The organism is Streptomyces sp. NPDC001902 (assembly GCF_042891295.1).
Classification (GTDB): Bacteria; Actinomycetota; Actinomycetes; order Streptomycetales; family Streptomycetaceae; genus Actinacidiphila.
In genome coordinates, this window is the sequence record NZ_JBIATA010000002.1 from 436866 (window position 1) to 462025 (window position 25160).

Genomic DNA, 25160 nt, shown 5'->3' on the forward strand with positions numbered 1-25160 from the left:
GCGCGTGGGGTGAGCATCGCCACTCCCAACGTCCGGCGACACCCCCGTACTACGGATCGGTAACCTACGCAACCGTAGGTAGCATTGCTTTCATGAGCTCCGTGGACGAGACTCCCGTTGTGCCCGCCGCCCTTGAAGAACTCGCATCCGCTGCCGCCCCCTTGAAGCCCAAGCTGAGGGGGTGGCTCCATGCCGGGATGTTCCCCGCAGCCCTTGTCGCCGGGGTCGCCCTGACCGCCTTCGCCGAGAGCACCCGCGGGCGGTTCGCCTGCGCCGTCTTCACGCTCACCGCCTGCGCGCTGTTCGGCGTGAGCGCGCTCTACCACCGCGGCGACTGGGGCCCCCGGGCCTCGGCGGTGCTGCGCCGGCTGGACCACGCGAACATCTTCCTGATCATCGCGGGGACCTACACGCCCTTCACGCTCCTGCTGCTGCCGGACGGCAAGCAGGAGGTCCTGCTCTGGCTCGTCTGGGCCGGGGCCCTGGCGGGCATCGCGTTCCGGGTCTTCTGGGTGGGCGCGCCCCGCTGGCTCTACACGCCCTGCTACATCGCGCTCGGCTGGGCGGCGGTCTTCTTCCTGCCCGACTTCATGCGGAAGGGCGGCATCGCGGTGCTCGTCCTGATCGTCGTGGGCGGCCTGCTGTACAGCGTCGGAGCGGTGATCTACGGAACGAAGCGGCCCAACCCCTCGCCCCGCTTCTTCGGCTTCCACGAGGTCTTCCACTCGTTCACGCTGGCCGCGTTCATCGTGCACTACGTCGGCATCTCGCTGGTGGCCTACAACCACGCCTAGGCCCCGCGCCCGCCGAACGCCGAGGCCCCGACGCGAACGCCCCCCACCCGCCTGCGGGTGGGGGGCGTCCGGCATCCCGGGGCTGCCGTCAGACCCTGCGGCGCCAGCGGTCGGGGATCCAGCGGGTCAGCAGGCGGTTGGCGGGCTCCTCGACGAAACGGTGGAGGGCCCAGGACATCGCGAACACGACGACGGCCATGCCGATCATGCTGAAGAGCGCCGAGTTCTCGTCCGGGATCCTGCCCCACCTGTAGGTCGAGAACCGGCTCACCGCGTGGTGCAGGAGGTAGAAGCTGTACGACCACATGCCCAGCGAGATCAGCAGCGGGTTGTGGAGCACGCTGCGGTGCCCCGCGATGTCCCGCTGGACGAACGCGACCATGATCAGGACGGCGAGCACGGCGATGACCGGGCGCAGCGTGTAGTCCAGCTGCGCGTCGTACCCGCTCGACAGGTGCGCACGCAGTTGCACGTAGGCGTAGACGTAGGCGAGCAGCAGCGCCACGGGCACGAAGGGCCGCAACGGGATCCGCCACCCGCGGCGGATCAGCAGGGCCATCGTCATGCCCAGCAGGAACTCGGGCAGGTACACCACCGGGTGCCGCATGATCCAGCGCGCCATGGGCCCGTCCAGCGTCGCGGAGGCCCACCAGTCCACCGCCCACATGCCGACCAGGCCGGCGACGGTCACGGCGACCAGCAGGGGCGTGCGCAGCCGGACGACGACGCGGGCGAGCAGCGGGAACAGGGCGTAGAAGAGGACCTCGACGCCCAGGGTCCAGGTCACCGGATTGCCGGGCAGCGTGGGCGTGGCGTGCGGGAACCAGTTCTGGACGAAGAAGAGCGAGGCGATGACGTACTTCCAGTCGATGGGCACGTGTGCCTTGACGTAGAAGACGTAGACGGCCGGCACGGCGGCGACCAGGGCCGCCGGCCAGATGCGCGCCACACGCCGCCAGTAGAACGCGACCGGATGCTCCTGCGGCTTGAACACCCAGGTCAGCAGGAAGCCCGAGAGGACGAAGAAGAAGGTCACGCCGTGGGCGCCCATCTCCGAGTACGGGAAGATCGCGGGGGCACGTCCGTAGCCCGTCGCGCCGCCCAGCCCCGTGAAGTGGTGCGCGAACACGGCGAAGGCGGCGAAGAACCGCAGACTCGTCAGCGAGTCGAGCCGTGACGGAAGTACGGATGCGCGCGGCGCGGACGACGTGGGTTTCGCTTCCCGGTCGCTCCGGGAGGCATCTACGACTGGCACTTGATCTTCTCTGATTCTTCCGAAGGACACCCTGGCGTCACCGGGCACAAGGGTCGCATTTTCCTATCACCCCGGCGGGCCGTGTCAAGGCGACGCCGGGCTTCCGCACGTCTGGGGGTGACAGTTACTCTTTTTTGAGAGTCACTGTCATTTGATGGTGGCTTTCGGATGCTGCCCCGTCACCCGGTCAGCAGGAACCCCGTGCCCGCAGGAGGAGACCCCATGGCGACGACGGCCGATCCACGGCGCTGGTGGGCCCTGGGGGCCCTGGTGGCGAGCATGCTCGTGCTCGGCTTCGACATGACGATCCTCAACGTCGCACTGCCGACCATGGCCGCGGAGCTGGGTGCGGACACCGGCGACCAGCAGTGGATCGTCGACGGCTACACGGTGGTCTTCGCCGCCGCCATGCTCCCCGGGGGCCTGCTGGGCGACCGCTGGGGACGGCGGCGGATGCTCGTCGCCGGGCTCGGGATCTTCCTCGCCGGTTCGGTGCTCGGCGCCCTGGTGGACAGTCCGGGACCGGTCGTCGCCGCCCGCACCGTGATGGGCCTGGGCGCGGCACTCGTCATGCCGCTGGCCCTGTCCGTCCTGCCCTCGCTGTTCGGGCCCGAGGAGCGCTCCAGGGCGGTCGGCGCGGTCACCGCCGCCATGGCGCTGGGGTTGCCGCTCGGGCCGATCATCGGCGGCACCCTGCTCGACCACTTCTGGTGGGGCTCGGTCTTCGTGGTCAACGTCCCGCTCGTCGTCCTCGGCATCGCCGCCTGCCTGTTCCTGCTGCCCGAGACCAGCGACCCCGCTACGCCCCGCGTCGACCCGCCCAGCACCGTCCTCGCGGTGGCCGGGCTCGGCGCGCTGGTCTTCGGCATCATCGAGGGACCGCGCCGGGGATGGGGCGACCCGCTGGTGCTGCTGACGCTGTCCTCGTCCGTCGCGCTGCTGACCGGGCTGGTGCTCCGCGGACGCCGGCTGGAGCGGCCCATGCTCGACCTCGGTCTGCTGCGGCAGCGGGGCTTCCTGTGGAACGCGGTCGCCGCGACGCTGGTGACCTTCATCCTCACCGGTCTGCTCTTCGTCCTGCCGCAGTACCTGCAGGCCGTGCTCGGCAACGACGCCCTCGGCTCCGGCCTACGGCTGCTGCCGATGATGGGCGGCCTGCTCGTCGCCGCCCGGGGCAGCGCTCCGCTGGCCGCGCGGTTCGGGCCGCGGCCGGTCGTCACGGCGGGGCTGCTCCTGCTCACCGTGGCCGCGGCGCTCGGCAGCCGCACGGACGTCCACGACGGCTACGGGGCGACCGCGCTGTGGCTGTCCGTCACCGGTTTCGCCTTCGGCTTCGCGATGATCCCCGCCATGGACGCGGCGCTGGGCGCGCTGCCCGGCGACCGCGCGGGCAGCGGCTCCGGACTGCTGATGACCCTGCGGCAGACCGGCGGCGCCATCGGTGTCGCCCTCCTGGGCAGCCTGCTGGCGGGCGCCTACACCGACCGTCTCGCCACCACGGGCCTGCCCGCGGCGGCGGCCGACGCCGCCTCGGGTTCCGTGGGGGCCGCGCACGCGGTCGCGGCCGCCCTCGGCGACCCGGCGCTCGCCGCCTCGGCAGACGCGGCGTACGTGCACGGGATGGACCTCGCCCTGCTGGCCTGCGCCGCCGCCTCGCTCGTGGCGGCCGTGCTGACCGCGCTCCTCCTCCCCGACGCCCGCACCGGCCGGGAGGTGCCCGGCACCGCGCGGATGGCCCCGCCCGCCGTCGATGCACGACAATGACGAGCGTGACCGTACCGACCAGACCGAGCCTGCGCGAACGCAAGAAGATCCGGACCCGGCGGGCCATCCGCCGCGCGGCCCACCGGCTCTTCGAGGCGCAGGGGTACGACGGCACCACCGTCGAGCAGATCGCGGCCACGGCCGAGGTCTCGGCCAGCACGGTCTTCCGGTACTTCCCCACCAAGGAGGACATCGTCCTCTCCGACGAGTACGACCCCGTCATGGTGGCCGAACTGCGCGCCCGCCCGGCGCAGGAGCCCATCGTCGCCTCGCTGCGGCACGCCCTGCTGGGGCCGCTGCGCGAGATGCTCGCCGACGAGGGCGAGTTCGAGGAGATGCGGCAGCGGCTGCGACTGGTGCGCTCGGTGCCCGCCATCCGCGCCCGCATGGGCGAGAACATCCAGGAGTCCAGCCGCCTGCTGGCCTCCGTCACCGCCGAGCGCCTCGGGCGCCCCGCGGACGACTTCGAGATCCGGGTCGTCGTCGCGGCGCTGATCGGGGCCTGGTCCGAGGCCGTCTTCCACTGGCTCGACTCGGACGGCACCGCCGACCTCGCCGCCGTCCTCGACCGCTCGCTGGACCTCCTCGCGGCCAACCTCTGCCGCTGACGATCGGGATGCCGCTCAACGACGGTCCGCACAAGGCCGGTTCACCGACCGACCCCTGCGCGCGAGGGAGGTGCCGGCGGACGCCGCGCGGCCGCACGACGCGGCGCGCCTCAGCGGGCGCCCAGTTGCTCCGCCAGGGCCTGCGGGTCCGCGGTCGGCGCCGCGCACACGAAGTGCCGGCAGACGTAGGCCGCGGGGCGGCCGTCGAGCAGCGGGCGGTCGGCCAGGAGGGCGTACTCGTCCGTGGCGGGCTCCCCCACCGCGACCACCGCGCCCGGGGCGGTGCCCAGCAGCGCGGTGCGGTGCAGCGCCGCCGTGCCGGCGTCGCCCGCGGGGCCGACCACGGCGACCTCGCGCGGGCCGTCGAGCGCCGCCTCGGCGACCGCCAGCCCCCAGCCGATGAACCGCGGCACCCGTCCGGCGAGGGCGCCCACGACGCCCAGCGCCCGTTCGGCGGCCTCGCGGTGGCGGGACGAGCCGGTGTACGCGGCGTACGACAGCAGCGCGCCGGCCGCGGCCGTCCAGCCCGAGGGGGCGGCGTTGTCGGTCGGGTCCTGCGGGCGGCGGATCAGCGTCTCGGCGTCGTCGGCGGTGTCGTAGAGCGTGCCGTCCTCCCCGGTGAAGTGCCGCAGCACGGAGTCGAGCAGGAGCCCGGCGAGGTCCAGCCACACGCCCTCGCCGGTCACCGCGGCGAGCGCGAGGAAGCCCTCCGCGACGTCGGCGTAGTCCTCCAGCACGCCGGCGTTGCCGCCCACCGTGCCGTCCCGCGAGGTCCGGGCGAGCCGGCCGCGGGCGTCCATGTGGACCCGCACCAGCAGGTCCGCGGCCTCGACGGCGGCCGCGACCAGGTCCGGGCGCTCGAAGTACGCGCCGGTCTCGGCGAGCGCGGCGACCGCCAGCCCGTTCCAGGCGGCGACGACCTTGTCGTCGCGGCCGGGGCGGGGCCGTCCCTCCCGCGCGGTGAACAGCCGCCGGCGCACCGATGCGATCCGCCCGGCGTCCACGAAGCCGCCGTCGGCGGGGAGTTGGAGCACGGACGCGCCCTCCTCGAAGGTGCCGTCCTCCGTGACGCCGAAGTACTCGGCGGCCAGCGCCGCGTCCTCCTTGCCGAGGACCTCCTCCAGCTCCGCCGGCGTCCAGACGTAGAACGCGCCCTCGCCGTGGCCGCCGCCCGGCTTGTCGCTGTCCGCGTCGAGCGCGGAGGCGAACCCGCCCTCGTGGGTGCGCAGCTCCCGGACGAGGAAGTCCGCGGTCTCCAGGGCGACCCGGCGGGCGAGGTCGGAGCCGGTGGCGCGCCACAGGTGGGCGTAGAGCCGGCAGAGCAGGGCGTTGTCGTAGAGCATCTTCTCGAAGTGCGGCACGACCCACTTGCGGTCCACGGAGTAGCGCGCGAAGCCGCCGCCGAGCTGGTCGTAGATGCCGCCGCGGGCCATCGCCTCACAGGTGTCCCGCGCCATCTGCAGGGCGCCCTCGGAGCCGGTGCGGGCGTGGTGCCGCAGCAGGAACTCCAGGGCCATCGACGGCGGGAACTTCGGCGCGCCGCCGAACCCGCCGTACGAGGGGTCGTAGTCCCGGGTGAGCCCCAGCAGTGCCGCCGCGAGCTGCTCCTCCTCAGGGGCGGCCGTCCCGCCGAGGGTCAGCGAACGTCCGCCCAGGTCCTTCACGATGCTCGCCGCGACCGCCCCGACCTCCTCGCGCCGCTCGCGCCAGGCGGCCTCCACTCCCTCCAGCACCTGCCGGAACGAGGGCATGCCGTGCCGCGGGGCGGGCGGGAAGTAGGTGCCGAAGTAGAACGGCTCGCCCCCGGGCGTCAGGAAGACCGTCATCGGCCAGCCGCCCTGCCCGGTCGCCGCCTGCACGGCCTCCATGTAGACGGCGTCGACGTCGGGACGTTCCTCGCGGTCGACCTTCACCGGCACGAAGTGCTCGTTGAGGTACGCGGCGGTCGCCTCGTCCTCGAACGACTCCCTGGCCATGACGTGGCACCAGTGGCAGCTGCTGTACCCCACGCTGAGCAGCACCGGCACCCCGCGGTCCCGGGCCTCCGCGAAGGCCCCCTCGCCCCACGGCCACCAGTGCACCGGGTTGTCGGCGTGCTGCAGCAGGTACGGGGACGTGGAACCGCTCAGTCGATTGACCATGCCCCCAGCCTCACACATCGCGCCGCCCGGCGTCCCGTCCCCGCGCGGCGAGCCCGGTTGCCCGCGGCAACGGACGTTGTCCGCAGCCGTTCGTGCTGATGGAATCGACCGGCGGACGGTGCTGTGAGAGGGGCCGACATGCTGGAGACGGTGGGTCTCACGGCCGCCGAGGCCGAGGTGTACCGGCTGCTGCTCGTCACCGAGTCGGCGTCCGCGGAGGAGATCTGCGGACGTACCGACCTCGGCCCCCCGGCGGTAGGGCGGCTGCTGCTCGCGCTGGAGGCCAAGGGACTGGCGTACGCGCTGGAGGAGAGCCCCGGCGCGTACGCGGTCATCCCGCCGGAGGTCGCCCTGGTACCCCGGCTGCAGCGCCACGCGGAGGCACTGGAGCAGGACCGGGCGGTCGTGCTCGGGCTGGTGGAGACCTACCGCCGCAGCGCGCGCTCCTGGGGAGCGGGGGAGGCGATCGAGGTCATCAGCGGCGCGGCGGCGCTGCGGCAGCGTCTGCGGCAGCTCCAGGACGGCGTCCGCCACGAGATGCTGTGGTTCTGCAAGGCCCGCCACGTGGCGATGCCCGCGGGGAGCAACCGCGAGGAGTACGACGCGCTGGGCCGGGGCGTGCTGTACCGGGTCCTGTACGAGCAGGCCTACTTCGACGACCCCGGTGCGGTGGACAACGTCGTCAAGGGGGTGCGCGCCGGCGAGGTCGCCCGGGCGGTGCCCAGGCTGCCCCTGCGGATGGCGGTGGCCGACCGGTCGCTGGCCGTCCTGCCGCTGTCCTCCGCCGGTACGCCGGCCGGTCCGCGGGAGCTCAAGACGGCGCTGGTGCGCGAGAGCAGCCTGCTGGAGGCGCTGATCGACCTGTTCCAGCACTACTGGGAGGTCGGCGCGCCGCTGCGGGTGACCGAGGAGGGGCAGATCGGCGGTGCGGGCCCGGAGGATCCGGCGGCGCCGGTCGCGGAGGACCGGCACCTGCTCTCCCTGATGGTCGCCGGCATGACCGACGAGGCGATCGCCGGGCAGTTGCGCGTGAGCAAGCGCACCGTCCAGCGGCGCATCCAGGGGCTGATGAGCCTCGCGGGCGTCGCCACCCGCATGCAACTGGGCTGGCACGCGGCCCGCCGCAACTGGCTCTGAGCCGACGGCGGTACGGGGCCCGCCGGACGGATCCGGCGGGCCCTGCCGTGCCGTTCGGCGGCTACTTGAGCAGGTAGGCCTTGATCACGGTCTGCTTGAAGGAGTTGCCCGCCGCGTCCTTGACGTAGGTGCGGAGGCTGACCGAACCGCCCGAGGAGCGGCGCGGGTGGTCCACGGTCACGGTGCGCTTCGTCCCGGAGCCCTTGACCTTGGCGGTGTGCCAGGTCCTGCCCTCGTCGTAGGAGACCTCGACGGTGAAGGTGCGGACGGGCGACTCGGCGGCACCGACCGGACGCTGGACCAGGGCCGGGATGTCGAAGCGGCGTCCGGCCTCGGCCCGGTTCCACTCGTCCAGCCGGGGCGACATGAGCACGGCCATCATCGGCAGTGCCTGCCGGGTCGCCGTCGTCTGCGACCGGAACCGCCACTCGGACTTCAGGCGCGTGGAGATGGTGCTGGGGACGAGGTCGCGCTCCTGCTCGAACGTCGCGACGTAGTCGGCGGGGGTGACGTCGGCCGGCACCGTGGCGAACCCGCGGTTGGTCGAGACGACTTCACCGTTGCGTCGCAGCTCCCACTCGGGCCGGCTGCTGGACGTCGTCCCGGCCACCACGTCGAGGTTCCCGTTGGCGGCGTCCTGGATCGCGAACGTCATGGCGTCGCCCTCGCGGGAGGTGATCATCACCTCGGGCGAGAAGCCCGAGCCCTGGACGCCCTGGTTCCAGCGCTCCTCGAAGCTTCCGGCCTTGTAGCTGTGCAGGCGGCTGAGGAAGCTCTGCCCGTGGGCGTCCGGCCTGGTGAAGAAGTTCTGCTCGAAGACGCTCTGCCAGCGCAGGTCCTCGGACGGCGAGAAGTAGTCCACCCGCCGGTTCGGGAGCGGGAGTCCGTCCATCCCGTGGACCCAGCGGAGCTTGCCCAGGGTCAGCCACACACTGCGGTACGCGGTGGTGTCCGGCGCGGTGGCGGCGAGGGTGCTGTTCACCGTGGCCAGCTGCGACGTACGGGGGCGGTAGCCGGGATCGGCCGGGATCGCCCCGCGCACCGGCCGGGTGAGGTAGTAGACCGAGGAGGGGTTCCCGTCGGCGCCCGCGGGATCGACCCAGATGGTGCTGACCAGGTAGGTGAACGCCGAGTCCTTGGACGTCGCCGTCGGGACGGCGTACACGTTCGTGATGCGGTCGCCGCCGATCGCGTCGTTCACGGGGACGGAGAACAGGTTGCCGTCCAGGGCGATGGTGCCGACCTCGGCGTACGTGATGCGGGCCGAGCGGCTCGGGGCCGAGACCGTGACGGGCTTGGCCCTCCGGGCGTCGATGGCGACGTCCCGGTCGGCGCTCATCACGACCTCCGGCGCGCCCACCACGGTGGCCTCGGTGTACTCCGCGTCGAAGAGGAAGCCGTTCACGGAGTAGGTCCTGCCGTCGCGCGGCACCCTCAGCTCGGTGCCGGACGTGCCGTGCAGCTCCACCTCGCGGACCTCGCCGTCGGCCGCGGTGACGAGCAGGTAGGCGTGGGCGGGGGCCTTGCCCGCGCGGTCCTTCACGGTGAGGCGGAGGCTGTGCGAGGGCTGCTCGACGTCCATGCCGACCGGGACGCGCACCGAGACGGCCCGGTCGGCGGTGGCCGCGATGACCACGCCGCTGTACGCCGCGTACGTCGTGGCGGTCTCCGGGGTGGCGGTGACGGTGACGTCGGCGGTGCCGTGGGCGGGCACGGTGACCTGGTCGGCGCCGAGCCGGAACAGGCCCTGCGGCGCGGGCGTGCCCGCGTCGTGGGAGACGTTGAGCGACAGGCCGAGGGTGACCGGCGCGCTGCCCGGGTTGCGGTAGGTGATCGTCTTCTTCACCGGCGGCCGCGGGCCGTCGGTCCAGCGGATCTGCCCGAAGTCCACTGCGGTGGTCCCGGCGGTGACCTGCTGGCCGACCGCGCGGGCGACGTCGACCCGGCCCGCGCCCTGGAAGTAGGCGCCGCGCTCCTTGCCGGCCGCCGTCGACTGCATCAGCTGGCGCTTGACCTGCTCGGGCGTCCAGTCGGGGTGCTGCTGGAAGAGGATGGCGGCGGCACCGGCGACGTGCGGGGTCGCCATCGAGGTGCCGTCCATCGCGGTGTAGCCGTCCTCGGCGGTCGTTCCGCCCGCGCGGGCGGCGACGACGCCGACGCCGGGGGCGACGAGGTCGGGCTTGAGGCCGAAGTCGCCCACCCGCGGGCCGATCGAGCTGAAGTGGGCGAGCTCGTCGTCGAGGTCGGTGGCGCCGACGGCGAGCGCGCGGTCGGCGGAGGCGGGGGAACCGACCTTGCCGGGACCGCTGTTGCCGGCCGCGGCCACGACCAGGACACCGTGGTCACGGGTGACGCTCTCGACCATGGCCTCGAGGGCGTCGGTCTCCGGGGTGTCGGTGTCGCCCAGGCTGAGGCTGATCACCTTGGCGCCGCGCTCGGCGGCCCAGGCCATGCCTTCGAGGACGTCGGAGTCGTCGCAGGAGCCGCCCGCGTTGCAGACCTTGCCCGACAGGATCCGCGCACCGGGCGCGACACCCTTGAACCGGCCGTCGGAGGCCGCGCCGGAACCGGCGACGGTCGAGGTGACGTGGGTGCCGTGGCCGTTCAGGTCGTCGGTGCCGGCCTCGGTGGTGAAGTTGGCGGACTCCTCGATGAGGCCCCCCAGGTCCGGGTGGTTCGGATCGTACCCGGTGTCGAGCACCGCGACCTTGACGCCGTCGCCCCGGTAACCCTTCGCCCAGGCCTGGGGTGCCCCGATGTGCGGCACCGTCCGGTCGAGCTGGACCTTGGAGCGGCCGTCGAGCCAGACCCGGCGGATGCCCGCGCCGAAGGACGTGGCGCCCGCCTCGGCGGGGGCGATGTCCTTCCAGAACTCCGCGGCACCCGCACGGTCCTGGCCGAGGGTCACGAAGGAGGTCCCGGCGATGGTGCGGACCCCGTCGGCACCGGCCGCGGTGAGGCGGCGTCCGGCGGTGCCCGCGTCACCCGCGTACTCGACGATGAGCGGCAGCCTCGACCGCTCGGCGTACTTCCCCCTGGCCAGGGCCGAGACGTTGAACAGCGCCTTGTCGAGGCGGTCCGCCGCGAGCAGGGGCAGCGCGTCGGCGGGTATGACCGACCAGTCGCCGCCGTTCTGGCGCTTGACGAAGGTGATGTGCTCCCGGCCCGCGGCCGGTTGGACCGAGACGCTCTGCCCGCCCGAGGGGGCCGTCTCCAGCGTGACGCGGTCGCCGGTGATCAGGGTGACCTGGTGCCGGGAGGATCCGGTGGACCCGGCCGCCTCGCCCTGCACGGCCGCGTCGGCCCGCTCGGTGCCCTGGGCGGCGCCGGGGGTGGCGGTCAGACCCGCCAGCAGCGCGGCGAGGGCAGCGGCCGCCACATACTGCGGCCGAGGGGTTCCGGCCCTCGGCCGCCACCTGTAGTTCATCTGTCTCATGGGGCGACAGCGTGGCCCCGCCACCGGCGGCGGTCAGCACTTTCATCTGTCGGTCAGAGGACAAGTCACCTTTGCGCCATGACGCATGAGCGGCAAAGACGCCCAAAAGGCGTTCCTGCCGCCGCCCGGGGCGGGCCGTCCGGGCACGTCCGGGCGTGTCCGCCCGCGCACGCGGTGTCGCGATGTGACGTGTTCGGCAGGACACTTGGGGACGGGCGGCTACCGAGGGGGCCATGGGTGACGAAGCAGACGCCGCGACGGCAGACGCAACTGAGCACGTCCGACCGGGCCGAGGTGCTACGGCTGCTGGAACGCGCCGTCGCCGGTGAGCCGCAGGGCGGGCGCTCCGGCGAGGCGGAGGAGGCGCTGCGGCAGGCCCGGGCGGCGGTCGACGAGATAGCGGCCGCGGCGCCGGACGAGTACGGGGTGTACACCGCCGCGCTGGCGGCGGAACGCTCGGGCCGCCGGTCGTCGCTGGTCACCCCCGCGCTGGTGACCGCGGTCGCCGCCGTCGCGGCATGCGTGGCGGACCTCGGCTGGGGCACGCCGACCTCCACCGCGCTGGGCGTCGGCGGCGTGGTGGCGGTCACCGGCGCTGCGGTGACGGCCGCGCTGGCGACGGGCGGTGGCGGCACCCGGCCGCAGGACCTGCGGCAGGTCTGGCTGGAGGCCGTGGAACAGCGCGGTGTACGTCCGTTCCTGGAACGCAGGCGCGCCGCGCCGGCCCCCGCGAAGGTGCCGGCGCAGCGCCGCACCGACCGCAGCGCCGCCGCGCGGGGGCGCAGCGTCCTGGAGCAGTCCTTCGCCCAGCTTCCCGCCACCGAGGGGCCGTTCACCGGCCGCCGGGACCCGCTGCGGCAGATCGCCCAGTGGGTGCACCAGGCGCGGGTCTCCCCGGCCTCGGAGCCCGTCGTGGTCGTCCTGCACGGCCAGGCCGGTTCCGGGCGCACCACGCTCGCCGTGCGCGCCGCCCAGCAGCTCAAGGACCAGTTCCGCGGCGCCTGCGTCGTCGACCTGCGCGGCGCCGCGCCCGGGGAGCGGCCGCTGCCCGTACGGGACGCACTGCTGCACCTGCTCAACCGGCTCGGGGCGCCCCGCGAACAACTCCTGTTCCGCGAGCGCACCTCCCAGGAGCAGCATCTGCGGCGCCTGACGGACCAGTACCAGAAGCACCTCACCGACGTGCCGGTCGTCATCGTCCTCGACGACGCCGCCGGACCCGAGCAGATCCGCGCCCTGGTCCCGGAGCGCTCCGACAGCCTCGTCCTGGTCACGTCGGCCGAACCGCTCTCCCTCGACGTACCGGCGGCCCGCGTCTACGCCCTGCCGGTCGACCCGCTCGGGGCTGAGGCGTCACGGGAGCTGCTGACCGGCCTGTCGTCCGGCGCCCTCACGACGGCGGACGGCGCCGGTGCCGCCGATGCCGTACGGCGGCTGTGCGGCGGGCTGCCGCTGGCGCTGCGCATCGCGGGCAGTTCGCTGCCCGACCGGGGCGCGGAGCGGCTGGCCGCCGACCTGGCGGCGTACGGCCCGGTGGGCCCGGTCGACCGGGCGCTGGCGCTGCGTTACCACGACCAGCCCGAGCCGGCCCGCCGGCTGCTGCGGCGGCTGGCGCTCGCCGGGCGGACGAGCCTCGGCGCGGCGGCCGCCGCGGCCCTGCTGGGGGCGGAGGAGCAGGAGGCGGCCCGGCGGCTGGGCGAACTGGCCTCGGCCGGTCTCATCGAGCACGTGCGCGGCAGCCGCTACCGGCTGCACGACCTCGTACGGCGCTTCGCGCACGCGCGCCTGCTGGACGAGGAGGACCCGGCCGAGCGGGCGGCCGCCCAGGAGCGCCTGATCCGCAGCTACGCCGAGCTGGCGGACGCGGTCATCCGGCTCGTCGACGGCCGGACCTCGACCCGCGCCGACCGTTTCGGGCCGCAGGGCTTCCCCTCCCTGGACCAGGCGCTGCGCTGGCTGGACGAGGAGTCGAGCTTCATCACCGCGGCGCTGCGGCACTCCGACGGCGTCGACCAGCGGGTGGTGCAGCACCTGCTCGGCGCGCTGTGCGACTACTGCCTGCTCCGCGGCGACCTGTACCGGCTGGGCGAGATCAGCGAACTGGCCCAGGCGCACCAGCGGGAGGCCGACCAGTCGGTGCTGGTCCGCTCGGTGCAGTGGCGCACCGGCATCGCCGCGCGGCAGCTCGGCGAGCTGGACAAGGCCCGCTCCACGCTGTCGTCGGTGGTCGACCTGTACTTCGAGGCGCAGCACCCGGCGGGCGCCGCCCGCGCCCTGTGCAGCCTGGGCATCACGCTGCACCAGCAGGGCGGCCTGCGCGAGGCGGAGGCCAAGTTGCGGGAGGCCCTGGAACTGCAGGCCGGCGACGAGCTGCGGGCCGACCGGGCCTGGACGCAGCACGCGCTGGCCGCGGTGCTGCGCGACGCCGGCCGGCTGGCGGAGGCGCACGGGCTGCTGGCCGAGTCGCTGGCGCTGCACCGGGAGAGCGAGAGCGTGCACGGCGAGGCCTGGGCCCACCTGCAGCTGGGGCAGTTGCTGCTGCGGCTCGGCGAGGCCGGGCGCGGCGAGACCGAGCTGCGTACCGCGGGCGAGTGCTACGCCGCGACCCGCGACCCCCGTGGTGAGGCCTGGACCGTCACCCAGCTCGGCCGCGCCCGCCTGCTGCGCGGGGACGCCGGCGCCGCCCAGCACCTGCTGGGCGACGCCCTGGCCCGCCACCGCGCGAACGAGGACGCCCGCGGCGAGGCATGGTCGCTGTACTACCTCGGCCAGGCGCTGGAGGAGGGCGGTGAACTGGACGCGGCCCTGCGGGCCCTGGAGCGCTCCCGCACCATGTTCAGCCGGATGCGGGACGTCTACGGGCTGGCCTGCGCCCGCCACCACTCCGGCCGGGTCACCCGTGACCAGCGGGCGGCGCTCACCGGCAACCTGCGCAACAGCGGTTTCGCCCGCCAGCTCCTGCAGGACGCCCGCGCCGACTTCCACCGCGTGGGGGTGCCGCACGGCGAGGGCTGGTCCTGTGTGGAGCTCGCCGTCGTCGACGCCGGCAACGGGCGGGTCCCTGCGGCCCTGGAGCTGGTGCGGGAGGCGGAGCGGCTCTTCGCCGGCCTGGACGACAGGCGCGGCCTGGCGTGGGCGCGCTTCCTGCAGTGCACGCTGCTGCCGCTGCTCTCGCGCGAGGGCGCCGCCGAGGCCCGCGGGCGGCTCGCCCGGCTGACGGACGACCCGTACGAGGGCCGCGACCTGGACCTGCAGGAGTACGCGGAGGCCTACGCCCTGCTGCTGGAGCGCGGCGTTGAGCCGGGCACGCCGTGGGAGGCCTGGCGGCTGGGCATGGTGCCGTCGCGGGGCGCCCGCATGGTGATGGCCGTGCCGGTGGACCGGGCGGTGGAGGGCTGAGGGCCCGGCCCAGCGTGTCACCCGCTCCGGGACGTCCCACGGGCGACAATCGCGACGGGGACCGACCGCGAGAGGACGAACCATGGACCGGCTGCCCGCTGCGCTCCAGCCCATCCGCGACCGGGAGCAGGCGCTGCCGCGCGAGGCCAGCATCTACCACGAGAGTCCGGTGCGGCACACGATCACCTTCGCCTGGCAGGCGCCGGAGGGCGTCGACGACGGCCTCGCCGTGATCGTCTCCAGCGGGGCGCTCCCCGTACCGGCCGTCGGCGGGCACGTCGCCGTGCACGACCACGACGTGCGGGTGGTCGCGGTGCGGACCTCGTACACCCGCTCCGACGACGAGGGCGTCCCGCTGCTCTTCACACGGGTCACCGTCGCCGCGCCGGAGTGAGCGAGCCGCGACACCCCCTCCCGTGCCGGGAGGGGGTGTCCGGCGTGCCTCAGCCCTTGCTGCCGGGGCCCTCGGCGCCGGAGGCGGCGGAGGCGGCCGAGGCCTTGACCGGCTCCGCGGGCTGCCCGGCCTGCTCCGGCTGCTCCTCGAAGTCGATCTTCTTGAACTGCTTGTTCATGTTCTTCATCAGCCACCACAGGGAGAGGCCGATGAGGGCGAAGATGACGAAGCCGAGGAGGCCGGGCGTCACCTTGTTCTCGTCCAGGTCCTTGACGGCGAGGGGGACGAGCTGGGCTGCGGCCGTGCCGAATGTCGCGTTCACGCGCTCAATTCTCCCGGATGCCCGCGAAGAGGTCGTCCTCGGGGAGGGAGGTGTCCACCCGGGACTTCGCGAGCTCGTAGTCCTCGGTGGGCCAGATCTCCTTCTGGAGCTCCATCGGGACGTGGAACCAGGCGCCGTCGGGGTCGATCTGGGTGGCGTGGGCGAGCAGCGCCTTGTCCCGGATCTCGAAGAAGTCCGCGCACGGCACGTGCGTGGTGATGTTGCGTTCCGGCCGGTCGGCGGTCTGCCAGCGCTCCAGCCACTCCCCGTACGGGGACTCCAGGCCGCGGGCGAGCAGGGCCTCGTGCAGGGCGACGGTGCGCTGCCGGTTGAAGCCCTGGTTGTAGTAGAGCTTCAGCGGCGTCCACGGCTCGCCGGCCTCGGGGTAGCGCTCGGGGTCGCCCGCGGCGTCGAAGGCGACCATCGAGATCTTGTGGGTCATGATGTGGTCGGGGTGCGGGTAGCCGCCGTTCTCGTCGTACGTGGTGATCACGTGCGGCCGGAACTCGCGGATGAGCTTCACCAGGGTGCCCGCGGCCTCGTCCACGTCCTGGAGGGCGAAGCAGCCCTCGGGCAGCGGGGGCAGCGGATCGCCCTCGGGGAGCCCGGAGTCGACGTAGCCGAGCCAGGACTGCTGGACGCCGAGGATCTCGCGCGCCTCGTCCATCTCCTTGGCGCGGACCTCGTGGATGTGCTCCTCGATGTACGTGTCGCCCTGCAGTTTGGGGTTGAGCACGGAACCGCGCTCGCCACCGGTGCAGGTGGCGACCAGGACGTCGACGCCCTCGGAGACGTACCTGGCCATGGTGGCCGCGCCCTTGCTGGACTCGTCGTCGGGGTGTGCGTGCACGGCCATCAGTCGCAGCTGCTCGGTCAAGGTCGGATCCTCAGTCATGGGTCGTAAGTAGCGGCTTCTATAGTGACCGAAGCGAGGGGCTGTTTGATTCCAAGGCGGGATTCCCCGGGCCCCGGGAGGACTGAACGATGAGCGCGGTGCGCGACGGACTGCCCCAGGGACGGTACGGGCGGGAGGCCGAGGCCGACGCGCGTGCGGACCGCAGGCTGCGGCTCGTCGGCTCGGTGCTCGGTGTGGTGCTGCTGCTGTTCGTCGGCTGGATCGGCTGGGACAAGCTCACCGGCACCGAGGTCAGCGCCGAACTGATCAAGTTCCAGGTCGTCTCCGACCAGGAGGTCCAGGTCCACATCGAGGTGCGCAAGGACACAGGGGTCACGGCGGTGTGCACCCTGCGTTCGCTCGCCGAGGACCACGGCGAAGTCGGCCGCAAGGACGTTCGCCTCAATCAGCACACGGGTCGCATCGACACCGTCGTCACCATTCGCACCACCAGTCGCGGCACTACCGCGGAACTGGTCGGCTGCGAGCCCGCCCGATGATCCGACCTGCCCGGTCATTCGCCCCCTGACCTGCGTTTATCGCTTCTTGATGATTTCCCTCTCGCCGATTGTCGGGGGGAATTGTTACGCTCGTGGTTTCGCCCTCCCGCGAAGACGCATCTTTTTGGGTAGGGCGTTCATTTGTAAGCAAGCGAGTTCGAGTACGACGAGGAGCACCTGTGACCCAGACCAGCGAGAACGTCACCTGGCTGACCCAGGAGGCGTACGACCAGCTCAAGGCAGAGCTGGAGCACCTGTCGGGTCCCGCACGCACCGAGATCGTCGCCAAGATCGAGGAAGCCCGTCAGGAAGGCGATCTCAAGGAGAACGCCGGTTACCACGCGGCGCGTGAGGACCAGGGCAAGCTGGAGCTCCGGATCCGCCAGCTGACGCAGCTCCTGCAACACGCCAAGGTGGGCGAGGCACCGGCGGACAACGGCGTGGTCGCGCCCGGCATGGTCGTGACGATCGCCTTCGACGGCGACCCCGACGACACCCTGACGTTCCTGCTCGGCTCGCGTGAGTACGTCTCCTCCGACCTGGAGACCTACTCGCCGCAGTCGCCGCTCGGCTCGGGCGTGAACGGCAAGAAGATCGGCGAGGACGCGACGTACGAGCTCCCGAACGGCAAGAAGGCCTCGGTGAGGATCATCGAGGCCAAGCCGCACAGCGGCTGACGCCGCCCCCCATACGCGGACGAGCCCCCGGCCGGAAGGCCGGGGGCTCGTCGTGTGCCGCGGGCGTGCGCCCGCGGGCCGGGGTCAGGCGGTCGCCGAGCGGTACTTGCGCACCGCGAGGGTGCGGAAGACCAGGATGATGACGATCGACCACAGCACCGAGGCGAGCACCGGGTGCTGCATCGGCCAGACGTCCGGGGTCTGGTAGTTCGGCGGCAGGTTGCCGAACAGCTCCCGGCAGGCCAGCACGGTGGCGCTGAACGGGTTCCACTCGGCGATGTGCCGCAGCCAGGGGGTCATCTGGTTGGAGTCCACGAAGGCGTTCGAGATGAACGTCAGCGGGAACAGCCAGATCAGACCGCCGGAGGTGGCCGCCTCCGGGGTACGGACGGACAGGCCGATCAGGGCGCCGATCCAGGAGAAGGCGTAACCGAGCAGGAGCAGCAGGCCGAACGCCGCGAGCGCCTTGGGCAGGCCCTCGTGGACGCGCCAGCCGACGAGCACGGCCACGATGGCGAGCACCACGACGGTCAGGGCGGTCTGCACCAGGTCCGCCAGGGTGCGGCCGGTGAGCACCGCGCCGCGGGCCATGGGCAGCGACCGGAAGCGGTCGATGAGGCCCTTGTGCATGTCGTCCGCGATGCCCGCGCCGGCGCCCGCGGTGGCGAAGGTCACGGTCTGGGCGAAGATGCCGGCCATCAGGAACTCGCGGTAGAGCGCGGGGCTGGTGGAGCCGCCGACGTTCATGGAGCCGCCGAAGACGTAGCTGAACAGCACCACGAACATGATCGGCTGCACGAGACCGAAGATCACGACCTCGGGGATGCGCAGCATGCGGATCAGGTTGCGCCGGGCGACCACCAGCGAGTCGCGGACGGACTGCACGATCGGGTTGGAGGTGCGCGGCGCGCTGGTGGGGACCGCGTCGGTCACCGTGGTCACTGGGACTCCTCTTCCTTCTCCTCGGCGGCGTGGCCGGTGAGGGACATGAACACGTCGTCGAGCGTGGGCCGGCGCAGACCGATGTCGTCGATCTCGATGCCGCGGGTGTCGAGCTCACGGATGACCTCGGCGAGCAGCTTGGCGCCCCCCGTGACCGGCACGGTGATCCGCCGGGTGTGGTTGTCCACGGCGGTCTCGCCCTTGCCGAAGCCGTTCAGCACCTCGGTGGCGGTCACCAGGTGCTCGCGGTCGTGGACGACGACCTCGACGCGCTCGCCGCCGGTCCGCGCCTTGAGCTCGTCGGAGGTGCCGCGGGCGATGACCTTGCCGTGGTCGATCACGCAGATGTCGTGGGCGAGGTGGTCGGCCTCCTCCAGGTACTGCGTGGTGAGCAGCAGCGTGGTGCCGCCGGCGACCAGGTCCTGGATGACCTCCCACAGCGCGAGGCGGTTGCGGGGGTCGAGGCCGGTGGTCGGCTCGTCCATGAACATCACCGGCGGCCTGACGACCAGCGCGGCCGCCAGGTCGAGCCGGCGCCGCATGCCGCCGGAGTAGGTCTTGGCCGTACGGTCGGCCGCCTCGGCGAGGTTGAAGCGCTCGAGCAGCTCCGCCGCACGGGCCTTCGCGTCCCGGGCGCTCATCTGGTAGAGCTGGCCGACCATCTGCAGGTTCTCGCGGCCGGTGAGGTACTCGTCGACCGCCGCGAACTGACCGGACAGGCCGATCTGCCGGCGCACCTCGTTGGGGTGCTTCAGCACGTCTATGCCGGCCACGACGGCCTTGCCGCTGTCGGGCTGCAGCAGGGTGGTCAGGACGCGTACGGCGGTCGTCTTCCCGGCCCCGTTGGGGCCGAGGAGGCCCAGGACGGTCCCCTCAGGGACGTCGAGGTCCACTCCGTCCAGTGCCCGTACGTCACCGAAGGTCTTCACCAGACCTTCGGCATGGATGGCGCCTGGCATGCGATGTCTCCGATTCGGGGCTTGGGGTGCATGGGGACTGTGCGGGCACGCGGCCGCACGGCAGCGCACCACGATGTGTCGCGAGCATCCCAGACGCGATATATCGCGTCAAGCGGATTTATCCGTGCTCCGCCCGCACGCGCCGTCCCGCGCCCACGACACCCTGACTCCACCATGCCGTACACCACTGACAATCCGGAGCGAACGGCCTCAGAGCAGCACGTACCCGGCCGTCCGCAGGGCCGCCGCCACGGCGGCCCGGTGCTCGGGGCCGCGGGTCTCCAGCTGCAGCTCGACCTCCGCCTCGGTCAGCCCCAACCGAGGATCCGTGCGCACGTGCGCGATGTCCAGCACGTTTGCGTCACTCGCCGAAAGGATCTCCAGCAGCGCCGCCAGCGCTCCCGGCCGGTCCGTGAGCCGCAGCCGGAAGGACATGTAGCGCCCGGCGGCCGCCATGCCGTGCCGCAGGGTGCGCTCCATCAGCAGCGGGTCGACGTTGCCGCCGGACAGCACGGCGACGACCGGCCCGTCGAAGGCCTCCGGCCGCGACAGCAGGGCCGCCACCGGACTCGCCCCGGCCGGCTCGACCACCAGCTTCGCCCGCTCCAGGCACAGCAGCAGCGCGCTGGACAGCTCGTCCTCGGTGACCGTGCACACCTCGTCCACCAGGTCCCGGACGATGGCGAACGGCACCTCCCCCGGGCAGCCCACCTTGATCCCGTCCGCCATGGTCGCCACCGCGTCCAGCGCCACCGGCCGCCCCGCCGCCAGCGAGGGCGGATAGGCGGCCGCGCCCGCCGCCTGCACGCCGACGACCCGCACCTCGGGACGCACCGCCTTCACCGCCACCGCCACGCCGGCCGCGAGCCCGCCGCCGCCCATCCCCACGACGATCGTGCGCACCTCCGGGCACTGGTCGAGGATCTCCAGGCCCACCGTGCCCTGCCCGGCGACGATGTCCGGGTGGTCGAAGGGATGGATGAAGACCGCGCCCGTCTCCTGCGCGTACTCCTGGGCGGCGCGCAGCGTCTCGTCCACCACGAGCCCGTGCAACCGCACCTCCGCCCCGTAGTCGCGGGTCGCCGCGACCTTCGGCAGCGGGGCGCCGGACGGCATGAAGACGGTGGAGCGCACCCCGAGCAGCGACGCGGCCAGTGCCACGCCCTGCGCGTGGTTGCCGGCGCTCGCCGCGACCACGCCCGCCGCGCGCTCCTCCGGCCGCAGACCCGCGATCCTCACGTAGGCGCCGCGCACCTTGAAGGAGCCCGTGCGCTGCAGGTTCTCGCACTTCAGGTGCACCGGGGCGGCCACCAGACGGGACAGGTACCGGCTGCCCTCCATGGGGGTCACGCGGGCCACACCCGACAGCATCTTGTGCGCGCCGCGCACATCGTCGATGGTGACCGGAGACGGCCGTGCGGCCACCACCGCGCGACTGGTGCGACGTGCCGGACGTGCGGGGCTTTCCATGGTCCCCAGTCTTGCAGCAGCGGCCACCGCCCGGACGGACCGAGCAGTTTTCCGCGGCGGGGTCCCGGGGTGACGCTCTCCGCGTACTCTTCTCCCAACCTTCGCAGGACCGACAGAACGCGAGCTTCCGGCCATGCCCATTCCCCCCTCGGAGATCACGACCGACCTCCTGGAGCGCCTGCAGCACGAGGTGGCGCTCTTCGCCCGCCGCGCGGAACAGACGCGCCTCGGTGGCGTCGGCAAGGCCCGCAACTCCATGGACCGGGCCGCGTACCTGCTGCTCCACCGCCTCGACAACGAAGGCCCGATGGGCGTGAAGGCGCTCGCGGAGGGCATGGGCATCGACTCCTCCACCGTCACGCGCCAGGTCGCCCCGCTCGTGGACAGCGGACTGGTCAAGCGCACCTCCCACCCCGAGGACGGGCGGGCGGTCGTGCTCGCCCTCTCCCCCCGCGGACGTTCCCGCCTGGAGGAGGTCCGCAGCTCGCGGCAGCAGCTCATGGCGGTCGTGACGGAGGACTGGACGCCGCAGGAGCGCGAGTCCTTCACCGACCTCCTCGGCCGGTTCAACGGCGCGCTCGCGCAGTACCACTCCTCCGTCACGCAAGGAGACGAGCAGAACTCTTGACCTGAGGACGCCGTCTGCCGTCCCATGTCGCTGTGGGAGAGCGCCGGGAGGCAGCGGAGCGCCTGCGCGAGGCCGAGTTCGAGGCGTTCGCGGCGGGCGCGGCAGGGCGGTTGCTGCACGTCGCCGTCCTGCTCACGGGGGACCGGGCGGAAGGGACCGAACTGCTGTGCGCCGCCCTGTCGCGCAGCTACGCCGACTGGTTCCGGATGCGCGGCGAGGACCCGTACGCCTGCACCCGCGCCGAGATCGTCCGCCGCTTCGCCCACCGCCCCTGGTGGCGCCGCCCGCGCGGCGGGGTGCTCGGGCCGCTCGACGTGCGGGAGCGGCTGGTGATCGTGCTGCGGCTGTACGAGGGCATCGCCGAGGAACAGGCCGCCGCGCAGCTCGGCATGCCGTCGGAACGGGTGCGGGCGATCACCCTGCGGGCCACCGCGGCGTTGCGCAGCCGGCCCGCCCCCGGCGGGGCGGCGCCCCGGGTGCGGGAGGTCGCGTCGTGAGCCCGTACGACCGCAAGCAGGACGAGGTCCGCCGGCTGCTCGACGGGCCTCACCCCGCGGTGCCGGTGGACCTCGCCCCGCGCGCCGCCGAGCGCGGCCGCCGCGTCCTGGCCCGCCGCCGCGTGCTGCACGCCGTCCTGTGGACGCTGCTCGTCGTGGCGGTCGTCGTCGCGCTCGTCCTCGCGGTGCTGTGGTGGCCGGCGGCGGAGCCGCTCGACACGACGCCCGGCGACTGGTGACCGGCTCCGCCGGATGGCCGGGGGCGCCCCGTGCGGCCGGTTGTTGTGTGCGGGTTGTTTGCGCCTGCGGCGGGCATCCCCCGCCCTCCCGCCCTCCCCCGGCCGAAGGCTGGGGGAGGGCGGGAGGGCGGGGGAGAAACCCCAACCGCAACCACAACGGCGCCGCACCCGGCAACGGGGCGCTACGCGCCCAGGGCCTGGCGGAGGTCTTCCAGGAGGTCGTCGACGGACTCGATGCCCACCGAGAGCCGCACCAGGTCCGCCGGGACCTCCAGCGCGGAGCCCGCGACCGAGGCGTGCGTCATCCGGCCCGGGTGCTCGATGAGGGACTCGACGCCGCCCAGGGACTCGCCCAGCGTGAACAGCCGCGCCCGGTTGCACACCTCGACGGCCGCCTCCTCGCCGCCCGCGACGCGGAAGGACACCATCCCGCCGAACCGCTTCATCTGCTTGGCCGCGACGTCGTGCCCCGCGTGCTCGGGCAGCCCGGGGTAGAAGACCTGGGTGACCTTCGGGTGCAGCGAGAGCAGTTCCGCGACCCGGGCCGCGTTCTCGCTGTGCCGGTCCATGCGCACCGCGAGCGTCTTGATGCCCCGCATCACCAGCCACGCGTCGAAGGGGCCGGCCACGGCGCCCATCGCGTTCTGGTGGTAGGCCAGTTCCTCGCCGAGCCCCGCGTCGGCCGCGACCAGGGCGCCGCCGACCACGTCCGAGTGCCCGCCCATGTACTTGGTGGTGGAGTGCACGACCACGTCGGCGCCGAGCGCCAGCGGCTGCTGCAGGTAGGGGCTGGCGAAGGTGTTGTCGACGACGAGCCGGGCGTCCGCGCCGCGCGCGATGTCCGCCAGCGCCGCGATGTCGGTGATCCCGAGCAGCGGGTTGCTGGGCGTCTCCACCCAGATCACCTTGGTCTCGGGCCTGAGCGCGGCCCGGACCGCCGCCGGGTCGGAGGTGTCGGCGACCGACCACTGCACGCCCCAGCGCTCGACGACCTTGGCGAAGAGCCGGAAGGTGCCGCCGTACGCGTCGTTGGGGATGACCACGTGGTCGCCGGGCTTCAGGACCGTGCGCAGCAGGCAGTCCTCGGCGGCCAGGCCGGACGCGAACGCCAGGCCGCGGCGGCCGCCTTCGAGCGCCGCGAGGTTCTCCTCCAGCGCGGTGCGCGTGGGGTTGGCGGACCGGCTGTACTCGTAGCCGCCGCGCAGGCCCCCGACCCCGTCCTGCTTGTACGTGGAGACCTGGTAGATCGGCGTGACCACGGCCCCGGTCTGGGCGTCGGCCGGCTGACCCGCGTGGATCGCGAGGGTCTCGAAGTTCTGGTGCTGCTGCTCGCTCATACCGCCGAGCGTAGTGCGAGCCGCGGGCCGGGACGTGCCGGCCGGGCCCGCGTAGGCTTGCTCATCATGGAATTCCTGTGGGTGCTGTACGGCGTTCTGCTGATCTCGGCGATCGTGCTGGTGCCCCGCATGCTGCGCGGCCGCGGCGTGCGGGCCGTGGCCGCGGTCGATCCCGCCCGGTACGGCTTCGTGCCCCGGGAGGAGATCGACATCCGGCTGCCGGGTCCGGACGACGAGCTGACGCAGGCGCTGACCGTGACCCAGCGCACCCAGGACTGGCGCGCGGTCGCCGCCCTCCTCAAGGGCACCCCGGCCGCGGGCGAGCTGCGCTGGCAGCGGGTCCAGACCCTGGCCGGCGCCGCGGCGGTCGAGCTGACGCAGACCCCCGGCACGGGCGCGGCGTGGCTGCGCACCTGGCGGGTCGAGGACCCGAAGGACGCCGGCGGGGCGGCCGTCCACGCGGCGTTCCTGGTGCAGCGGGCCCGGCGTGAGCCGGCCGGGTCCCCGGACGTGCCGATGATCCTGGAGGAGGCCCGCACGGTCGCCGACGAGGCCGCGCTGCTCGCGCCGGGGGACCCCGTCCCGTACGTCGTCGCGCTCGCCGCGGACGCGGACTTCGCCACGGTCTGGGAGAAGGTCGCCTCCCGCGCCCCGCACCACATGGGCGCCCACCTGGCCGCCCTCGCCCGCCTCCCGGAGGACGCCGCACGCGACTTCGCCGAGCGGGCCGCCTCCTCCGCGCCCGAGGGCAGCCTGCTGCCGGCCCTGCCGCTCTTCGAGGTCTTCGCGCACCTGCCGGACGTCATCCTCGTCCGCAGCTTCTACGAGAGCGACGTCGTCTCCCGTGCCATCGGCGGCGCGCTCTACGCCACCGAGCACGCCTCCCCCTCCGACCCGGTGCTGCCCGTGGTGCGGCACCTGCTGGCGGCCTTCCTGCTGCGCGCGAAGCGCTTCCACGAGGCGGTCGAGCAGTTCCGCGCCATCGACGGCTACGCGGGCGCGGCCCCCTGGGCCTACGAGGCCGACCCTGCCGCGGCGTACGCCGCCGGCCGGGCGCAGGCGCTCGCGGGGCTGGAGTGGAACTCCGAGCGCGGGCGCACCCGTTGACGCCGCGCCTGCCCTCCCGTGAGGAGGCGATACCGGGCCGTCCCGCCCCGCTCCACACGGTGCCCGACCGCCACACCGTGCTCGGCAGGCCCCTCCCCGGCCCCTACCCGGCCGACCTGGAGGTCGCCGACTTCGCGCTGGGCTGCTTCTGGGGCGCCGAGCGCGTCTTCTGGCGGACGCCCGGCGTGTGGACGACGCTCGTCGGCTACGCGGGCGGGTACACGGAGAACCCGACGTACGAGGAGGTCTGCAGCGGCCTCACCGGCCACGCCGAGGTCGTGCGGGTCGTCTTCGACCCGGCGCTGATCTCGTACGGGGAGCTGCTGAAGGTGTTCTGGGAGGCCCACGACCCCACCCAGGGCCACCGCCAGGGCAACGACGTCGGCACCCAGTACCGCTCCGCGGTGTACACCCACTCCCCCGGGCAGCTCGCGACGGCCCTCGCCTCCCGCGAGGCCTACCAGTCCGCCCTGCGCGCCAAGGGGCACGGCACCATCACCACGGCGGTCGTCCCCGCGGGCCCCTTCCACGCCGCCGAGCCGTACCACCAGCAGTACCTGGACAAGAACCCCGGCGGCTACTGCGGCATCGAGGGGACGGGGGTCTCCTGCCCGGTCGGCATCGCGAAGGCCGGTGGCTGAGCCCCTCCCGCCGGTCCC

The 25160-nt window shown here is 73.3% G+C and carries 22 protein-coding genes; 13 read left to right on the top strand and 9 right to left on the bottom strand.

From position 1 onward, the window contains the following. Positions 1 to 92: 92 nt before the first annotated feature. Positions 93 to 794, top strand: a complete 702-nt coding sequence (gene trhA / locus ACFYYN_RS05285; protein WP_500544726.1) for a PAQR family membrane homeostasis protein TrhA — start codon at positions 93 to 95, stop codon at positions 792 to 794. A gap of 88 nt (positions 795 to 882) precedes the next feature. Here trhA and ACFYYN_RS05290 read toward each other — a convergent pair whose 3' ends face one another. Beyond that, the gene (locus tag ACFYYN_RS05290; RefSeq protein WP_500326767.1) at positions 883 to 2049 is read right to left on the bottom strand and encodes an acyltransferase family protein; all 1167 of its coding nucleotides are present in this window, start codon (positions 2047 to 2049) and stop codon (positions 883 to 885) included. Positions 2050 to 2271: 222 nt separating this feature from the next. Here ACFYYN_RS05290 and ACFYYN_RS05295 point away from each other — a divergent pair, with 222 nt between their 5' ends. Both ACFYYN_RS05295 and ACFYYN_RS05300 read left to right on the top strand, forming a co-directional pair. Then, complete coding sequence (locus ACFYYN_RS05295; protein ID WP_500544728.1) at positions 2272 to 3813, top strand: MFS transporter; 1542 nt, start codon at positions 2272 to 2274, stop codon at positions 3811 to 3813. Continuing rightward, positions 3810 to 4421 carry an acyl-CoA-like ligand-binding transcription factor gene (locus tag ACFYYN_RS05300; protein ID WP_500544729.1) on the top strand — a complete coding sequence of 204 codons (612 nt, stop codon included), beginning with the start codon at positions 3810 to 3812 and terminating at the stop codon, positions 4419 to 4421. The genes ACFYYN_RS05295 and ACFYYN_RS05300 overlap by 4 nt, the downstream gene beginning before the upstream one ends. A 110-nt stretch (positions 4422 to 4531) precedes the next feature. Here the strand turns inward: ACFYYN_RS05300 and ACFYYN_RS05305 are convergent, their stop codons facing one another. Further along, complete coding sequence (locus ACFYYN_RS05305; protein ID WP_500544730.1) at positions 4532 to 6562, bottom strand: thioredoxin domain-containing protein; 2031 nt, start codon at positions 6560 to 6562, stop codon at positions 4532 to 4534. Between the two features lie 138 nt (positions 6563 to 6700). Here ACFYYN_RS05305 and ACFYYN_RS05310 point away from each other — a divergent pair, with 138 nt between their 5' ends. Then, on the top strand, positions 6701 to 7699 hold the full coding sequence (locus tag ACFYYN_RS05310; RefSeq protein WP_499513674.1) for a helix-turn-helix domain-containing protein: 999 nt from the start codon (positions 6701 to 6703) through the stop codon (positions 7697 to 7699). Positions 7700 to 7760: 61 nt separating this feature from the next. Here ACFYYN_RS05310 and ACFYYN_RS05315 read toward each other — a convergent pair whose 3' ends face one another. Continuing rightward, positions 7761 to 11078 (bottom strand): S8 family serine peptidase, encoded by a 3318-nt coding sequence (locus tag ACFYYN_RS05315; RefSeq protein WP_500544731.1) that lies wholly within the window; start codon positions 11076 to 11078, stop codon positions 7761 to 7763. 327 nt (positions 11079 to 11405) lie between these two features. Between ACFYYN_RS05315 and ACFYYN_RS05320 the strand changes: the two genes are divergently transcribed. Together ACFYYN_RS05320 and ACFYYN_RS05325 are read left to right on the top strand one after the other, a co-directional pair. Further along, complete coding sequence (locus ACFYYN_RS05320) at positions 11406 to 14534, top strand: AAA family ATPase (RefSeq protein WP_500544861.1); 3129 nt, start codon at positions 11406 to 11408, stop codon at positions 14532 to 14534. An 82-nt stretch (positions 14535 to 14616) separates the two neighbouring features. Then, positions 14617 to 14928, top strand: a complete 312-nt coding sequence (locus ACFYYN_RS05325; protein WP_500544732.1) for a hypothetical protein — start codon at positions 14617 to 14619, stop codon at positions 14926 to 14928. A gap of 49 nt (positions 14929 to 14977) precedes the next feature. On the opposite strand, the gene ACFYYN_RS05330 is transcribed toward ACFYYN_RS05325, so the two are convergent. Next, positions 14978 to 15250 carry a hypothetical protein gene (locus ACFYYN_RS05330; RefSeq protein WP_500544733.1) on the bottom strand — a complete coding sequence of 91 codons (273 nt, stop codon included), beginning with the start codon at positions 15248 to 15250 and terminating at the stop codon, positions 14978 to 14980. Between the two features lie 4 nt (positions 15251 to 15254). Then, positions 15255 to 16127: a mycothiol conjugate amidase Mca gene (gene mca, locus ACFYYN_RS05335; RefSeq protein WP_500326843.1), complete on the bottom strand. Its 873-nt coding sequence runs from the start codon at positions 16125 to 16127 to the stop codon at positions 15255 to 15257. 107 nt (positions 16128 to 16234) lie between these two features. Between mca and ACFYYN_RS05340 the strand changes: the two genes are divergently transcribed. Both ACFYYN_RS05340 and greA read left to right on the top strand, forming a co-directional pair. Continuing rightward, positions 16235 to 16645 (top strand): DUF4307 domain-containing protein, encoded by a 411-nt coding sequence (locus ACFYYN_RS05340; protein ID WP_500326749.1) that lies wholly within the window; start codon positions 16235 to 16237, stop codon positions 16643 to 16645. 179 nt (positions 16646 to 16824) lie between these two features. Further along, the gene (gene greA, locus ACFYYN_RS05345; protein ID WP_499513667.1) at positions 16825 to 17322 is read left to right on the top strand and encodes a transcription elongation factor GreA; all 498 of its coding nucleotides are present in this window, start codon (positions 16825 to 16827) and stop codon (positions 17320 to 17322) included. 84 nt (positions 17323 to 17406) lie between these two features. On the opposite strand, the gene ACFYYN_RS05350 is transcribed toward greA, so the two are convergent. The 3 genes from ACFYYN_RS05350 to ilvA form a co-directional block, all read right to left on the bottom strand. After that, positions 17407 to 18264, bottom strand: a complete 858-nt coding sequence (locus ACFYYN_RS05350) for an ABC transporter permease (protein WP_500326747.1) — start codon at positions 18262 to 18264, stop codon at positions 17407 to 17409. Then, a complete protein-coding gene (locus tag ACFYYN_RS05355) occupies positions 18261 to 19223 on the bottom strand; it encodes a DrrA family ABC transporter ATP-binding protein (protein ID WP_499513665.1) in 963 nt (320 codons plus the stop codon). The genes ACFYYN_RS05350 and ACFYYN_RS05355 overlap by 4 nt, the downstream gene beginning before the upstream one ends. A 210-nt stretch (positions 19224 to 19433) precedes the next feature. Further along, positions 19434 to 20594, bottom strand: a complete 1161-nt coding sequence (gene ilvA / locus ACFYYN_RS05360) for a threonine ammonia-lyase (protein WP_500544862.1) — start codon at positions 20592 to 20594, stop codon at positions 19434 to 19436. A 232-nt stretch (positions 20595 to 20826) separates the two neighbouring features. On the opposite strand from ilvA, the gene ACFYYN_RS05365 reads away from it, so the two are divergent. From ACFYYN_RS05365 to ACFYYN_RS05375, 3 genes are read left to right on the top strand one after another with little or no spacing between them, the layout of a single operon-like run. After that, positions 20827 to 21321 carry a MarR family winged helix-turn-helix transcriptional regulator gene (locus ACFYYN_RS05365; protein WP_500326745.1) on the top strand — a complete coding sequence of 165 codons (495 nt, stop codon included), beginning with the start codon at positions 20827 to 20829 and terminating at the stop codon, positions 21319 to 21321. A 32-nt stretch (positions 21322 to 21353) separates the two neighbouring features. Then, complete coding sequence (locus ACFYYN_RS05370) at positions 21354 to 21818, top strand: sigma factor-like helix-turn-helix DNA-binding protein (RefSeq protein WP_500544734.1); 465 nt, start codon at positions 21354 to 21356, stop codon at positions 21816 to 21818. Then, complete coding sequence (locus ACFYYN_RS05375; RefSeq protein ID WP_500544735.1) at positions 21815 to 22057, top strand: hypothetical protein; 243 nt, start codon at positions 21815 to 21817, stop codon at positions 22055 to 22057. Before ACFYYN_RS05370 ends, ACFYYN_RS05375 begins: the two co-directional genes overlap by 4 nt. Before the next feature lie 182 nt (positions 22058 to 22239). Here the strand turns inward: ACFYYN_RS05375 and ACFYYN_RS05380 are convergent, their stop codons facing one another. Then, positions 22240 to 23394: a cystathionine gamma-synthase gene (locus ACFYYN_RS05380; protein ID WP_450388435.1), complete on the bottom strand. Its 1155-nt coding sequence runs from the start codon at positions 23392 to 23394 to the stop codon at positions 22240 to 22242. Positions 23395 to 23460: 66 nt separating this feature from the next. Here ACFYYN_RS05380 and ACFYYN_RS05385 point away from each other — a divergent pair, with 66 nt between their 5' ends. Then, positions 23461 to 24501, top strand: a complete 1041-nt coding sequence (locus tag ACFYYN_RS05385; protein WP_500544736.1) for a hypothetical protein — start codon at positions 23461 to 23463, stop codon at positions 24499 to 24501. Then, positions 24471 to 25142, top strand: a complete 672-nt coding sequence (gene msrA, locus ACFYYN_RS05390; RefSeq protein ID WP_500544737.1) for a peptide-methionine (S)-S-oxide reductase MsrA — start codon at positions 24471 to 24473, stop codon at positions 25140 to 25142. The genes ACFYYN_RS05385 and msrA overlap by 31 nt, the downstream gene beginning before the upstream one ends. Positions 25143 to 25160 lie beyond the last annotated feature (18 nt).